This is a genomic window from Tenacibaculum larymnensis (assembly GCF_028829235.1).
Lineage (GTDB): Bacteria > Bacteroidota > Bacteroidia > Flavobacteriales > Flavobacteriaceae > Polaribacter > Polaribacter larymnensis.
Genome location: NZ_JAIWJY010000012.1, coordinates 19,723 through 35,488, shown reverse-complemented (window position 1 = coordinate 35,488; position 15,766 = coordinate 19,723). Strand labels below are relative to the sequence as shown.

Sequence of the window (15,766 nt, the reverse complement as noted above, 5' to 3'; positions counted from 1 at the left end):
TAGCATGTTAGTTTATAATAAAGGTTGAAATTAGTTTTCCATCAATATCAAAAGGTTTTCGTAACATGGGCTCCCACCATAAAACTCCATTAACTTTACAGGCTTCATAGTTTTCATTTCTTATAACTTTAAGAATATCATTTATTTCATTACTAGATAATATTTTACCTTTATATTTCTTGTTAGAGGGGTGTATTTTGTACCATATAAAAGGATAGACCTCAACACCTAATTTTTTTTTATAATCTAAAAACAATGATAAGTTCTTTTTTAAATATAAAATATTCTTTTCTTTTTTAAATTGTTCATTGGGATAATATATATACAAATGAGGTGAAATAAAGTCTAAGTTACTAACTATTTTATAGTATTTTTTCGTTTTCACTTTGTCCCAATAGGTTGTAAAAGGGATTCCGTAAACTGAAATTTTAATTTTAGGTCTGTGTTTTTTGACGTACTTTATCATATCTATAAAAGCCACTTCTGCTTTTTTAAATAAAGTAGAAGTAGTATCTTTTTTTAAATCATGATATAGCTTATTTTCAAGATCTAAAACCAAAAATCCTTCCGTATCCTTTGGAACTATTCTATTTAAACCTACTTCTAAGTCTTTTAAATTTATAATTCCTTCATTTTTTCTATCTATGTAGTACTTTCCTATAAAATAATACTTCTTTGTATTAATAACATTCGCTATTCTATTTATTGTTTTTTCTTTATATCTCCCTTCTTGAAGCACAAGAGAAAACTCATTCATGTCTTGCGAAAAAAAACATATAGAATACAACAACATAATAAAAATAAGCTTAGTTTTCATTTTTACTTATTTTTAAATTATCTTTCTTTATAGAAACTCCTACTATAAGTACTGTATATACCCAAAAGAAATCACTCGTATATAAACTTCCAGAAAACATACCAAATATTAAAAACTGTAAGTATAAAAGTCCTATCCAAACATATTTATCACTTTTGGCATTTAATATTATAAATACTTTTTTTATATTTTTTAATATTATTATTAAAAACAGAGTTCCTCCTATAAACCCCAAAGCCATAAAAGCCTCTATTATTAAATTATGAGGATATATACCAACTGCATTTCCTGTTTGAATTAAAAAAGCACTCCCAAGAAATGGAGCATCTACAAACTCCATAAATGCAGTTTGAAATAATGATTGTCGACCTGTACTTACTCCTTCTAAGGCATAAATTATACGATCTAAAAAATTACTATTAATATAAGTTCCAATAAAAGATAAGATATCTATGAAAAAAAAGTAGATAAGTAAGCCTAAAAAACTTATAAAAAAAAGTGCTTTTGTTTTTCCTGTTCTTGTTAAAACAAATACTATAGTAACCAAAAACAATGCAAGCAAAGGACTACGACTCGCTGATATAAAAATAGCTAAAAAACCTACTAAATAGCCAATACTATAAAGTAACTTCGTTAGTACTCTACTTGTTGTAAAAAACTGATACATAGAAAGTATACACATTGTAGCACCATATTGTCCATATAATAAAACTCCTATATCCAAATCCCCCACATCTCTTCCTCCGCTAGATGATTCTATTCTTAAATTTATAGATAACAATAACAAAATAAATAGTATAATATAAATACCATTAAGAATAAAGTCGAAATTTATAACCTTATAATCTATACTTACTAATGCTAAAACAGGAAAAATTACAGCTCCTATTAAATACTGTAAATAATATAATGGAGTTCTTGTAGGCCAAAGCCTAATTTGATTTATATATAAGTCAAAAACAACTGATAATAAATACAATAACAGAAAAAGCAGGAGTAATAAAAATTGTTTTTTTAAAGATAATGAAGATAAATTAATTAATATAATCATAGAAGAGAAAAAAACGATACAAGCTCTATATATTATATTTAAATTAATACCAATACCAAAAATAGAAGGTATTATACTAGATGCTAGAAAACCAACTATAATTATTATAATATAATAATTTTGTAGTCTTATCTTTAAATTAGTTATCATTAAATTATAAATATATATTTAAAACTAAAATTTATTGTTTTAATTAAATATTTAAAACAAACACCATACTGACTTTCTTTTAACGAGTCTCTCATAATCACAAAACAAAATTTCAGGATAGATTTATAAACATCTCTTTTGTTGACTCCTTCAATATATTTTATTACAGACAATCTTGTTTCTATTGCCTTTTCTTTTTTAGAAATTAAGCTTAGTGAATTGTGAACACCTCCTCCATGCATTCTGTATACTGCTCCATTAAAATTTAAATACACTATTTTTCCTTTTGTTGATAAATAAGCTCTTAAAAATGCATCTCCTCCAAATACTTTCGCCTTTACTAAGTTAATGTTAAAATAGTCTTGTAGAGCAGATGTCTTAAACATCATGGTCAATGTAGGCGTAAATTGATGTATAATATTTTTAACTATAGTTTTGTCAGTATCTTTTATATTAAACAATTTAACCTCTTTAACTTCATCTTTATCATTTATGATACTTCTATCATGAAATGTTAGTACAACGTCCAAATGCCCTTCCATGAAGTTTACTTGCTTTTGTAATTTATGAGGGTCTGTCCAATAATCATCTCCTTCGCACATAGCAATATATCTTCCTTTTGCCCTAGAAAAATTATATTTTGAATTAATGTTTCTTACTCCTTTTGAATATTGATTTTCCTTTTGAATAACAGGCTTAATAATATAAGGATATTTTTCTTGATACTCTCGGATGATATCTGCTGTACCATCAGTAGAAGCATCATCATGAATCAGTACCTCAAAACCAAATTCACATTCTTGCATTAAAAAACCATCTAAACATTCTCTTATAAAAGATGCGTGATTATATGTAATACAACAAATCGATACAACAATATTATCCATTTCTTTTATTTTTCATGTTCTCTATTAGATTATCAAAAACAATAACAAGAGATTGCTTCATAAATTCCGCGTATAATTTCAGTGATTGCGTTTGTTTTTCTTTTTCCAAATCTTGAAGCAAACTTGGTATTTCGGATAAGTTATGTTTTAACATGTTCAACCTAAATTGATGTCCATACAGATCTTGTAATTTAGTTCCTTGCCATTTGTTTATTATTCCACCAGGAATACCGGCAGACAGGGCCGTAATATTTGCATGCAAAGAAGATGTTAATACCAAATCTGCATGAATCAATATATCAGCAATTTCCAAAATTGATAAATTGTTATCTAAAAGCAAAAAGTGAGAAGGATATTCATCATAAATCATGTTAAGATATTTATAATCTTCCCAGGGTCTAATAACAGGTAATAAAACTATTTTTAGTCCTTCTTTTTCATAAAACTCATATAAATAATCTGCAATTTCTTTGGCTTCTTCTTTAGTAATATTATTAATCTGAAAAACCAAGTATTTCTCTTCCTTAATATATTTTTTATAAAATGTATTTCTTGTATTGGTATAATCCAACAGGTTAGGAAATAACCAGCCCATATCAGGTGTTATTTCAATTTTTGAATTATTAACCTGAAGTTTTTGATTTTCTAATATTTTTTTGGACAAATTTCCTCTAGCCGATACATAATCTAAATCTTCTATTGCTTTTTGTATCTTATTGTAATCCGCTTCGTTCTCAATGGGTCTAACACCTACTGATATCCAAGCTTTAAAAGGTTCAGACATATCAGTCCAATCAAAAATTACATCCGAAGGTAGTTCAGTTTCTAACATTTGATTGTTCTTCTTATAAATAGGTTTCCAAGTTCTTTCATCAAACAAATGAATTACTTCTCCCCCAAAAACAATCAGTGCATCATATTTCCCTTTTTCAATTTTTTCTCTCGTATAAGCTATATAATCAATACCTTCCACACTATAATCTGTAGGCGTATAAAAATCAATAGATAAATTGTTAACTCTCTTTTCTAACTCCATTTTGAAAATATGTGAAAAAAGAATATCACCAAAATTATCTATATCTGCAAATGAGAAAAATGCTATTTTCATCGTTATTAATTTTTAATTAAAGATTTAATACCATCCACATCAAAAACTGGTATCTGGGTATTTTCAAAGACCTCTTTTCTTTCTTTATAGAAATTATCTATAAAAATAGATGAAGGCTTTGTCATAAAATTGTATTTTAAATCATCCATATTTAAATGAATGATTTCATCAAATAAATGAGATGATATATGATATTTGTTTAAAGTTTCTTTTAAGTCAAACTCATGCTTGGTTATCAAATAGACTTTTTTATTTTGATTTTTTGCCTGATATATAAATGCAATTGCATCAATACAAACCTTTCCATTTATAATAATAGTATCATCAAAATCAATATATACATTTTCATACTCAAATCTATACCTTGCTTTGGTTAAAGAGTATCGATATAGCTCTATATTTTCATGAATAACGTTGATTTCAACATCCATATCTAAATATGCAAAAACAGACAATAAAGGTAGGTTTACACCTTTATATCTATCAAAAGCCATCGTTGTTGCCATTCTCGGACAAACCTCCAGTAACTTAAGGTTTCCATTTTTATCTTGTTTTACTTGAAAAAACCAAAGTCCTTTGAAATTTAATTTTTGATTAATTTCTTTTCCTATTTCAAAACATTTGTCAATTACCCCTTGTTCTGGCTCTATATTGATATGTGAAACACCATTGCGTATTAAATGACGCTTTCTAGGGAAGGCATATAATAAATTATTTTTTTTATCTGAAAAACAATCTACCGTATATTCTGCTCCTGGCAAAAACTCGGTTATTACATTGGTACTAAAAAATGTATCTTTTAATTCAGACTCCGTATTTATTTTAAAAGCACCAATGCTTCCGTGCCCTTTATCTGGTTTACAAAAAACAGGAAATGATTTTATTTCGCTTAAGTCATGATATACTTTAGGAACAAAATCATTTTCTTTAAAAAAATTATAGGTTTTACTTTTATGTCTTGAAACTTCATTAATTAAAGTACCTGCCCCAACTAATTGAGTATTGATTTTATTTTTATTCTGAGAAAAGAAATAGACTACATCATCATGTGTGGGAAATATCAATTTTATATCATACTTCCGAATCACTTCATTTAATTGTTCTATAAACTCATTCTCATTAATGTTAGGTATTCTTATAATATCATTTTCATAAATTAAATCAGCAATACTATTTTTAGAGTTTCCTCCATAAACATTTAAATGAACACTATACTTTAGTGACTCATATATTTCTATAGCATTATCTGTCCCACAAGGATATATCAATATATTTTTCTTCATTATACTAAATCATAATTTTTTAACATTTCATTTACTTGTTCTTTATCATTAAACATTAGTATATCTATAATGGAAAGCCCTTTAATACACTCTTCATTAAACTGTTTATAATTGAATAATTCTGGTTCTAAAAAATACAAGCTCACTTTATTTTCTTTAAAATAATCTTTTGTATAAATCTCTGTTCCTCCAATTGCGTTTATATATGTATCTGCACCTAATTGTTTTGTTATAGTAATTAAGCGGTCTGCCTTATCAACCCCTTTAGAACTTGAGAATGATGCAGAAGAATTATAAAAGATAGTATCTAAATTTAAATACGCTGTTATTGCTTTTATACTTATTATAGCCAGTTCTGCTATAGTTGTAGCCGAGCTAAAAAAAACCTCCTCTATAACTGGGTACACCTGAGAGTAATAAGGAGCCTTAACATAAGCTTGCTTTATAGTTTGTAATAATTTTACATACTGTTTATCGTTTAGGTCTACTGTCACCTCATTAATTAATTTATTTTGACTCGCCGCTATACAAGGGAAACTTATCAATTTTTCTTTATTATTAACTAATATTTTGTTTCTATTTACCCATCCTCTTTTAATAAAGTTTACATCATCATAAAAAACAAATACATCAACCGATTTTATTAATTGAAAATATCCTAAATAGGGGAAAATATAAGGTTGCATTATCGCTACTTTCATTTACAAACTATTTAATATGGTTGCTATAATCTTATTTACCTCTACCGCTGTTAAATCATAGTACAAAGGTAAACACAGTACGCGTTTTGCTACACTGTCTGTTATGCTAAAATTTTGTTTAGGCAAATAGGGCGTACTATTGGCCAAAGATGGGTAAAAATAACGTCGTGCTTGGATATTATTTTTGTTTAGGTTTTCTAATACCTTTAATAAATGTGCTTCTGTAGCTAACAATATAGGGTAATAGGCATAATTTAAATTGGCTTGTTGATGCCATATAGGCTTTGTTATTTTTGTTGTTCCAAGCAATTTTTCATCATACAACTCAGTTAACGTTTTTCGTTTTTTATGTATATCTTCAATATATTTCAAATTAACGAGCCCCATTGCTGCATGAAATTCTGAATTTTTTCCATTTATCCCTAACTCTGAAAATGCCTCTGGGCCTGCAAAACCAAAGTTACGCATAGATGCTAATTTTCTAAATACTTGCTCATTATTTGCAAACACCAAGCCTCCTTCTATACTATGGTATAATTTTGTGGCGTGTAAACTACAAGTACTAACATCTCCATATCCAAATATCGATTTCCCACCTACCTTTACTCCAAAGGCATGCGCAGCATCATAAATTACTTTTAATTTATACTTATCTGCAATAACCTGTATTTTTTCAACATCACACGGGTTACCATAAACATGTGTTGCCAAAATTGCCTGTGTATTAGGCGTAATGGCTGCTTCAATTTTATTGGCATCTATATTAAAACTTTGCTCATCAATATCTACAAAAACAGGTTTACAACCTTCCCACACAACACTACTTGTTGTTGCTATAAAAGAAAATGGTGTTGTAATAACCTCAGCTGTAACATCTAAAGCTTTTAACGCCATTTGTAAGGCTATTGTGCCATTGGTTACAAAAAGTGTTTCTTTTACTTGAAGATAATTTGCTATTTCTGCTTCAAGTTTTTTTGATAGCGGCCCCATATTGGTCAACCACTGTGAACTCCATACCTTATCTAATAAGGTTGAATACTCTTTTTTAGGAGGTAAAAAGGGTTTGGTTACAGGAATCATATTATTTTCTATTCTTTATAAGGTTTATAATGGTATGGATAGGACTCGACTTATATATATAATTTATACTTAAATAGCATAAAGTTCCAACCCCTATAGGTATTATTATTTGGTATATGGTATGAAAATCTTCCATTGCTTGTACTAATAAGTTTATCAAAACTGCAATGCCTAAGGTTATTAAGAGTGTTATTGCCAAATCGATAATTTGTTGCTTGACCGGATAGTTAATTAAATTGCTTGAATAATGCATATTTACATACAAAGATGAAAATGAAGTAAATACACTACTCCAAACTAATCCTATAACACCAAACTGAAAAGCAACTAAAACAACTAAAACAGTAATTATTTTTTTTATAACTTCTATTTTTAAAAATAAATCACTTCTTCCAAATACTTTTAGAATATTTAAATTAAACGAATGTACTGGATGAAGCATCATGGCTAAACTTAAAATCTGAAAGTAAATAACTGCAGGCAGCCATTCTTCACCCAAAACTAATATAAATAAGGGTTCTGCCACAGCTGCTGTTGCTAACATTATGGGTGCAATAATAAAAAATGAGCTTTTTAATAAATTACGGTATGTTTTTTCTAAACGTTCTTTATCATTTATTATACTAGAAAGCATGGGATAAGTTACCTTAGAGATTACCCCTGTTAAAGTTGATGAAGGATAAGTTGTAAATTGCTTAGAACGTTCATAATACCCTAAAGATTGAGCAGAGTAAAACTTCCCTATTAATACATTATAAATATTCTGAAAAAGTGTATTTAGTAATCCTGACAACATTAATTTATACCCAAAACCATAATGCTCTCTGAATTTCCTCCATGAAAATATAAGCTTAGGTTTCCAATCGGAAAAAACCCATAACAGTATAGTTCTTACAATCTCTATCGCTAAATACATCCATATAATACTCCATACTCCATACCCTAAATACCCTAAGCTAATTCCTATTAAAACCCCTATAAGGTTACTTGGAATATTATATAAAGCAATAGCTCTAAACTTCATGTTCCGGGTTAATATGGCTAATTGCACAGCAGAAAAAGCTATTATAATAAAGATAACGCAGTAAGTTCGTACAAGATTTATTAACACTTGATATCCAAAGAAGTCTGCAATAAATGGGGCTAAGATGTATATTAATGCATATACAATAAGACTCATAACTAAGTTTATATAAAAAACTGTTGAAAAATCTTTTTGCCCCGGTCTAGTTGCACGAATTAACGAATGCGACATACCACTATCAGTCAATGACTTCCCAATAGCAATAAATACAGCTATCATACCTACCAAACCAAAATCTTCTGGCCCTAATAATCGTGCCAAAACAATCATTGCAATAAAAACACTTCCTCTTATTACAAAAACATCGAGGAATGTCCATAAGAATCCAGCGAAAGTCTTCTTTTTTAAAGAACTAGTCATTAAATGTGCTACTATTTACAAATTCGTTTCAGGTACTCAAAGTAATCACCTTTCATGCCTTCTACTTGTTGTTGTAATTGTGTTCTTGTAATCCATTTGTAGTGTAATGCAATCTCCTCTAAACAAGCTATTTTAAGCCCTGTACGTTTTTCTACCGCTTTTACAAACTCAGTAGCTTCGGTTAAGGCTTCATGGGTTCCAGTGTCTAACCATGCAAATCCCCTACTTAAAATTTGCATTTTAAGTTCTTCTCGCCCTAAATAGGCTTGATTTACTGAAGTAATTTCTAACTCCCCTCGATGAGAAGGTTTTACTTTCTTTGCTATATTAATTACAGAGTTTGGATAAAAGTACAAACCAACCACCGCAAAATTCGATTTTGGTTCTTTTGGCTTTTCTTCTATACTTATCACATTTTGATCGGCATCAAATTCAGCTACGCCATAACGTTCTGGATCGTTTACATAATTACCAAAAACAACTGCTTTTTGCTCATCTTTTACCGTCTGTACAGCTTCACTTAATAATTTTTGTAAACCTGCTCCGTAAAAAATATTATCTCCCAACACTAAACAAACATCTTCATCTCCAATAAAATCTTCCCCTATAATAAAAGCTTGTGCCAAACCATCAGGACTTGGTTGCTCTGCATAACTCAACGCAATTCCTAACTGGGAACCATCTCCTAATAAACGCTTAAAATTTGGCAAATCGTGAGGCGTCGAAATAATTAAAATTTCTTTTATCCCCGCTAGCATTAATACCGACAAAGGGTAATAAATCATTGGTTTATCATAAATAGGTAGTAATTGCTTACTAACTGCTAAAGTTAATGGGTGCAACCTTGTTCCTGAACCTCCTGCTAATATTATTCCTTTCATCCTTTTTTTATTTATATTGTTTTTGATAATACTCTTGGTATACTCCACTTGTTACATTTTCCATCCATTCTTTGTTTTTTAAAAACCAATCAATTGTTTTTGCTAAGCCTTCTTCAAATGTAACTGTTGGAAACCAACCCAGTTCTTCGTTTATTTTAGAAGCATCAATTGCATATCGTAAATCGTGTCCTGGACGGTCTTTAACATAGGTAATTAGTTTTTCACTTTCTCCTTCTAACCTTCCCAGTTTCTCATCCATTTGTTTGCAAAGTAGTTTTACTAAATCGATATTTTTCCACTCATTAAAACCGCCAATATTATAGGTTTCATGATTTATACCTTTGTGGAATACCAAATCAATCGCTATCGCATGATCTATAACATACAACCAATCTCTTGTGTAATTTCCATCGCCATACACAGGCAATGGCTTCTTATTAATAATGTTATTGATAAATAGAGGAATTAACTTCTCTGGAAAATGATTGGGTCCATAATTATTAGAACAATTAGAAATTACAAATGGCATACCATAGGTTTCCCCATATGCTCTTACAAAATGGTCTGAACTTGCTTTAGAAGCTGAATAAGGAGAATTGGGATCGTATGAAGTACTTTCTTTAAACAAGCCTGTTTCTCCTAATGAGCCATACACTTCATCTGTACTTACATGGTAAAAACGTTTATCCTCCCAATTATTTTGCCATAAGTTTTTAAATGCATTTAACAAAATCATTGTCCCTAAAATATTCGTTTTCGCAAAAGCCAACGGGTCAGTAATTGAACGATCTACATGTGATTCTGCTGCTAAGTGAATAACCCCATCAAACTTGTACCTTGTAAAAATTTTGTCAACAAAAGTTTCATCTGTAATATCACCATGTAAAAAAGTATAGTTTGGAGATTCCTCTATATCTCTTAAATTCTCTAAATTACCTGCATAAGTTAAAGCATCCAAATTATAAATATGATAATTTGGGTATTGTTTTACAAAACGTCTTACAACATGACTCCCTATAAAACCTGCTCCTCCGGTGATTAATAAATGCTTCATTCCTTTTTGCCTCTTAATTTATATATACTGTTAACTCACTTTTATAGCATTAAGACCTTATTGGTCCTTTTATTACCTTGACATTACATATATCCTGTACAATTTCGATCGATTATCTTTCTTATTGCAAGCCAAACCCAATTGCTTTTATGGCCTCTTTAATAACTTTTCGTTTGTAATACATTAAATCTAGTTTCTTCTCTATTTATTATAATAAAACGATATATACGCGGTCTATTCTTGAATTGTTTTTGGTGAGGTCGTTTCATCAATTGATAAAAATTAATGAACTCACATACTTTAAATTCTAATTAACCTGAAACTTTGTGTTTTCTCTAAGATACACCTTACTTTCCTATATTACAAAATCCAACATAATGTATCAGTTTTCTCAAAAAACAATTACCCCTATCTTATATCCTATGAATATAAAATTTTTCGTTTACAACCTCCAATTTGGATTCTTTACAATTCCTTTTATATCCATAATAACAGGGCTCTCTTTTGATATTTTTTTATAATCATCTTCAGTTAACTCCTTAAACTGTTTATGAGCAACTGCAACAATTATAGAATCATATTTTTTTATTGACTTAAAGGGATTTTCAATTACCTCGTAATTATAATTACTATTATTTCCACTAGGTTCTACCCAAGGATCATACACGTCTACATTACATCCATAAGTCTGTAATTCTTTTATAATATCTACAACCTTTGTGTTTCTCATATCTGGACAATCTTCCTTAAAGGTTAGTCCTAAAACCAAAACATCTGATTTATTAATCTTCTTATCATTGGCTATCATTACTTTTACCGTATTCTCAGCAATGTATTTTCCCATTCCATTATTAATTTGTCGAGCATCTAAAATAAGGTTTGGTTTGTATCCTAATTCTTCTGCTTTAAATGTTAAATAATAAGGATCTACACCTATGCAATGTCCCCCCACAAGGCCTGGTGATAGTTTTATAAAGTTCCATTTTGTTGCTGCAGCTTCTAAAACTTCATTTGTATCAATTTTCATTGCATCAAAAATCAATGCAAGTTCATTAATTAAAGCTATATTAACATCTCTTTGGGTATTTTCGATAACTTTACTTGCCTCTGCTACTTTAATACTTGACGCTTTGTGTGTACCTGCTACAATTATTGACTTGTATAGTTCATCAACTTCAGTAGCCACTTCTGGCGTTGACCCCGAAGTTACTTTAAGTATTTTTGTTACTGTATGCTCTTTATCTCCTGGGTTTATCCTTTCAGGGCTATAACCACAGAAAAAATCTTCATTAAACTTTAACTTTGAATACTTTTCAAGTTCTGGTACACATACTTCTTCAGTTACTCCAGGATAAACAGTTGATTCATAAATCACAATATCTCCTTTCTTTAAAACACTTGCTACTAGTCCAGAAGAGTTTATTAGAGGTGTTAAGTCAGGACGATTGTTACTATCAATCGGCGTAGGAACTGTTACTATAAAAATTGAACAATCTATGGTTTCCTTTATGTTTGATGTATATTTTATACATTCTTTAATATCATCTAACTGATTTTTTTCCACCTCCAAAGTTCTATCATAATCTAACTTTAATTCATTTATTCTTCTTTCATTAATATCGAAACCTACAACTTTAAATTTCTTTGCTGCAAATGCGTGTGCTAAAGGTAATCCTACATAACCAAGCCCAACCACACATATTTTTTTATTCATTTTAATTATTTGATAAGTTATATACTATCTTTTTCAAATCTTACGCTTATTTTCCGCCAGTATTCAAATTACTAATCCATTTTTTACCTAAAATAAAAAACAAGCTTAAAACAGCCCCAAAAAACACCCAAACTACAATAATCATTCCTCTTTTGGGTTTCGATTTACCTACTGGCACACTCACAGGCTCTATAACAGTAAACACTGGTGTATTCTCCTTAACTTTAATTTTTTGAGTCTCTAATTGCTTTGCTAGTTCAGAGTACAAACTGAACGCTAAATTATACTCCGATTCTATTCCTTTTAGATACGTTTGAGAACGTGAGGTAATTAACCCCTGATTTCTATCTCTATAACTAGCCAATCTAGCTTGTTTTTTTTCAAAATCTAATTTGACTTCATTATAACGCTGCTGCATAAAATTCAATTCTTGTTGGGCTTTTTCTATTTTAAAGTTTGTGATGGCTTTTTGCAAGATCGTTTGCGCTTTTTTTGTCATTTGAGCAGCAGCTAAAGGTTCTGGCATTGAAAACGATATTTTAACAAAACCATCTTTCATATTGTTTTCAATTATTAATTGTTCTTGAATTTTCTTAAATAACTTATGTTCATTTTTAGTAATTCGGTAGATTGAATCGTTACTTACCTCTGTAACAACAGCTCCTTTATCACTTTTTAAAAGCTTGATAATCTTCCCTGGTAAACCTATGGTATATTCTTTAATAGCGGCAAGTAAATTAAATTTTGTGTATTTATCATAGTACTCTTGATAAGTTACCTCCTTTTCGATATTTGAAAATTTTAAGAATGCTTGTGAAAGTTCTCTCTGAAAAGGGACACTTTCTGCGATCTTGGGATATAAAGTAGGAGGGATACCTTCTGTAGCTCCTCCACCTAAATTGATTCCTGCCATTGCTGCTAAACCTCCTAAATTTCCCCCGACTTTTGAGCCTCCTATTTGCGGTACTACTATTGTAGATGCCGTATATTCTTTAGCCGAAAAAACTGCTATGAACACCCCTAATAATCCAAAAACGACAAGGAATTTGACAACTGTTTTTCGAGCCTCCCATATGGTATTAAATAACTCTAATAAATCTATATCCTCTTGAGAATCTTTTTTAACTTTATTTTCCATATCTTTTATAAAGTTATTTATCTGTCAATGATTTCACCAATACTCCTAAGGTAGCCAAACCAGTAGTTATAGCTATCACTTGTTGAGTTGTAACTTTATTTGTTACCTCTGGTTTTTTGGGCACTAAAATAACTGAGCCTGGTTTTATATCTGGGTATGATTTAAAAAACAAAAACCTTTTGGTTGTTTTTATATCTCCATTTGCATACACTACATATGCTCTACTCTTTTTTGCATTATCAGAAAAGCCTCCGGAATTTTCTATATAATGTTTGAATGACTTACCTTTTTCATATCTAACCAATGATGGTGACAAAACCTCTCCTTCAACCTTTACCGTTTGTCTTTCAGAGGGGATAAATAACTCATCTCCTTCTTCTAAAATTATATCATACTTTGATTTTTTTCCTCCCGAAGCTAATATTTTTTGTAATTCTATTCCAATCTTAAAATCTTTCTTCTTTTTTATACGTTCTTCAACATTGCCCGATAAAGAATCTCTTTGGGCAAAGTCAGCTATAAAATCTGATTGCTTTTCATCTTCCTCTTCGTTATTCTTTCTGGTTAAAAAGGCACCTTCTTCATAAGCATATTTTGTTAAACCTCCAGCTTGTTCAATTAAATCAGAAATTCTTTGATTTTTTTGACCGATTGAATACTCTCCTTCAAAATTAACTTCTCCTGTAATAGTTACTCTTTTTTGTTCAGTATACCCTTTTAAATATCTTACAGAAACAATATCAAATGGTTTTAACACAAAATCATTTAAATGATCAGTACCTAGATTCTTACTTGCTCTTAAATCAAAGTTTTCACTAACAGTTTCAAAACTTCCATCTTTCAATCTTCTAGATACATCAATCATACTTGCATCCGCTCCATCTTTCAATCCTCCTGCCAACACTATTAAATCCTCAACACGCATTCCTTTCATGAAATCAAACTCTCCTTCTTTATTCACTGCTCCATTAATAGTAATAAACTCTTTCTCTTTTAATTCTTCTTTTGTAAAAATATAAATACTATCACTTTCTTTTAATAGTATATGCTCTCTATTTTCCATTGCTTTTCTCGGAGAGAAAGATAATGTTTCCTTATCACTTTTATCGTGTGTTCTTACAATAATCCCTCTATCTAAAAAAGCTTCTTTAGTCACCCCTTCAGCTTTTAACAACAAATTAGAAGCCGTCATTCCTTCTTTATATTCGTAGTTACCGGGTTGAAAAACAGCCCCTCCAACACTTACTCTATTCAAGAACTCATCTACTATTTCGTTTACTTTGATATAATCTCCATCTTTTATTTTCACTGAATCAAAATTATCTTGTGAAACCTCCACAATCTCTTTTTGAACCCCTTTAATTCTCTCTATGACAATTTTTTGTCTATACGCATTTGAGGTGAAGCCACTACAATAATTTAATAAATCTTTTACACTTTCTTCTGTTTTCATCTCAAAAATACCCGGTCTTTTAATAGCTCCTTCAATAGTAATTTTACTTTCATATGGTCTTACTATTATGACATCTTGATCTTGAACCGTTATATTTCCTTCTTCTGAACCATTAACTAGAAACTGATAAAAATCAAAATCAGCTTCCTTCACCCCTCTTCTAAAAAGTTGAATTCTTCTAAAAGTACCATTCTTTGTTGGTCCTCCTGCTGCATACAAGGCATTTAATACTGTGGATAAAGCACTAACTGAATATGATCCAGGAACCTTTACTTCTCCTACAATATTTACTTGTACATTTCTTACTTCTTTTATAGAAACAGCAATATTAACCTTATTATAACTATTTGAAGAAGCTCCTATTCCCGCATAGATTCTTTTTAAATAATTTTTAATTTTAGATTTTGCAGCACTAACTGGTAATCCAATTAATTGAATATAACCAACACCTTCCACATTTATTGCTCCCTGTTTGTTTACTTTTTTCTCATAATTTACCTCTGCGGCTCCCCAAAGATCAATTGAAATAACATCTCCCGTACCTATTATGTAGTTTTCTGGGGTAGCTATATTTAAATTTGGTGTAAACGAAATATTTGGATTATTAAAAAAACCATACCCAAAGAGTTCTTCCTCTTTTTCTTCTTTTTTTTCTTCTCCTGTTAATCCAAAAAGAAGTTGGGTACTATCACCTTCTTCTAAACTATCATCTTGACTTTCCTCCTCTTTATTTAATGGTTTATTTTTAAGCGTCTCTATTCTTTCTCTAAGCTTTTGAGCTTGTAATTCGGACATTCCTCTAGTTTTTGCTATTGCTAAAGCTTGATCTAAAGTGTATCCTTCTTGTTTTATTTTTTCCCAATATTTAGCTACTTGCTCATCAGATAAATCATCAACTTCAATTTGACTCATTTGATTCTGAATATTTTGGGCTTGTCCCTCAGTACTAGCTAACACCAAAAAAGTAGCTAGAAATATTTGCAGTAAAACTCTTTTAAATAACAT

At 30.0% G+C, this 15,766-nt stretch carries 13 protein-coding genes; all 13 read right to left on the bottom strand.

Annotated elements, in window-relative coordinates:
- Positions 1-7 precede the first annotated feature (7 nt).
- The 13 genes from LCI24_RS14985 to LCI24_RS14925 all read right to left on the bottom strand — a co-directional run bounded on the left by LCI24_RS14985 (position 8) and on the right by LCI24_RS14925 (position 15,766).
- The gene (locus LCI24_RS14985) at positions 8-817 is read right to left on the bottom strand and encodes a hypothetical protein (protein ID WP_274641103.1); all 810 of its coding nucleotides are present in this window, start codon (positions 815-817) and stop codon (positions 8-10) included.
- Positions 807-2,018, bottom strand: a complete 1,212-nt coding sequence (locus LCI24_RS14980; protein WP_274641102.1) for an O-antigen ligase family protein — start codon at positions 2,016-2,018, stop codon at positions 807-809. Before LCI24_RS14980 ends, LCI24_RS14985 begins: the two co-directional genes overlap by 11 nt.
- Positions 2,018-2,905 (bottom strand): glycosyltransferase, encoded by an 888-nt coding sequence (locus LCI24_RS14975; protein WP_274641101.1) that lies wholly within the window; start codon positions 2,903-2,905, stop codon positions 2,018-2,020. The genes LCI24_RS14980 and LCI24_RS14975 overlap by 1 nt, the downstream gene beginning before the upstream one ends.
- On the bottom strand, positions 2,898-4,013 hold the full coding sequence (locus LCI24_RS14970) for a polysaccharide pyruvyl transferase family protein (RefSeq protein ID WP_274641100.1): 1,116 nt from the start codon (positions 4,011-4,013) through the stop codon (positions 2,898-2,900). Before LCI24_RS14970 ends, LCI24_RS14975 begins: the two co-directional genes overlap by 8 nt.
- A 5-nt stretch (positions 4,014-4,018) precedes the next feature.
- Positions 4,019-5,296, bottom strand: coding sequence for an ATP-grasp domain-containing protein (locus LCI24_RS14965; protein ID WP_274641099.1), 1,278 nt, complete (start codon positions 5,294-5,296; stop codon positions 4,019-4,021).
- Complete coding sequence (locus tag LCI24_RS14960) at positions 5,296-5,997, bottom strand: WbqC family protein (RefSeq protein WP_274641098.1); 702 nt, start codon at positions 5,995-5,997, stop codon at positions 5,296-5,298. The genes LCI24_RS14965 and LCI24_RS14960 overlap by 1 nt, the downstream gene beginning before the upstream one ends.
- Positions 5,998-7,077 carry a DegT/DnrJ/EryC1/StrS family aminotransferase gene (locus tag LCI24_RS14955; protein WP_274641097.1) on the bottom strand — a complete coding sequence of 360 codons (1,080 nt, stop codon included), beginning with the start codon at positions 7,075-7,077 and terminating at the stop codon, positions 5,998-6,000. It abuts the gene before it with no gap.
- A 1-nt stretch (position 7,078) separates the two neighbouring features.
- Complete coding sequence (locus tag LCI24_RS14950; protein ID WP_274641096.1) at positions 7,079-8,521, bottom strand: lipopolysaccharide biosynthesis protein; 1,443 nt, start codon at positions 8,519-8,521, stop codon at positions 7,079-7,081.
- A gap of 11 nt (positions 8,522-8,532) precedes the next feature.
- Positions 8,533-9,402, bottom strand: coding sequence for a glucose-1-phosphate thymidylyltransferase RfbA (rfbA, locus tag LCI24_RS14945; protein WP_274641095.1), 870 nt, complete (start codon positions 9,400-9,402; stop codon positions 8,533-8,535).
- Between the two features lie 7 nt (positions 9,403-9,409).
- Positions 9,410-10,456, bottom strand: a complete 1,047-nt coding sequence (gene rfbB / locus LCI24_RS14940) for a dTDP-glucose 4,6-dehydratase (protein ID WP_274641094.1) — start codon at positions 10,454-10,456, stop codon at positions 9,410-9,412.
- A gap of 442 nt (positions 10,457-10,898) precedes the next feature.
- Positions 10,899-12,170, bottom strand: coding sequence for a nucleotide sugar dehydrogenase (locus LCI24_RS14935; protein WP_274641093.1), 1,272 nt, complete (start codon positions 12,168-12,170; stop codon positions 10,899-10,901).
- 46 nt (positions 12,171-12,216) lie between these two features.
- The gene (locus LCI24_RS14930) at positions 12,217-13,308 is read right to left on the bottom strand and encodes a Wzz/FepE/Etk N-terminal domain-containing protein (RefSeq protein ID WP_274641092.1); all 1,092 of its coding nucleotides are present in this window, start codon (positions 13,306-13,308) and stop codon (positions 12,217-12,219) included.
- 13 nt (positions 13,309-13,321) lie between these two features.
- A complete protein-coding gene (locus LCI24_RS14925) occupies positions 13,322-15,766 on the bottom strand; it encodes an SLBB domain-containing protein (RefSeq protein ID WP_274641091.1) in 2,445 nt (814 codons plus the stop codon).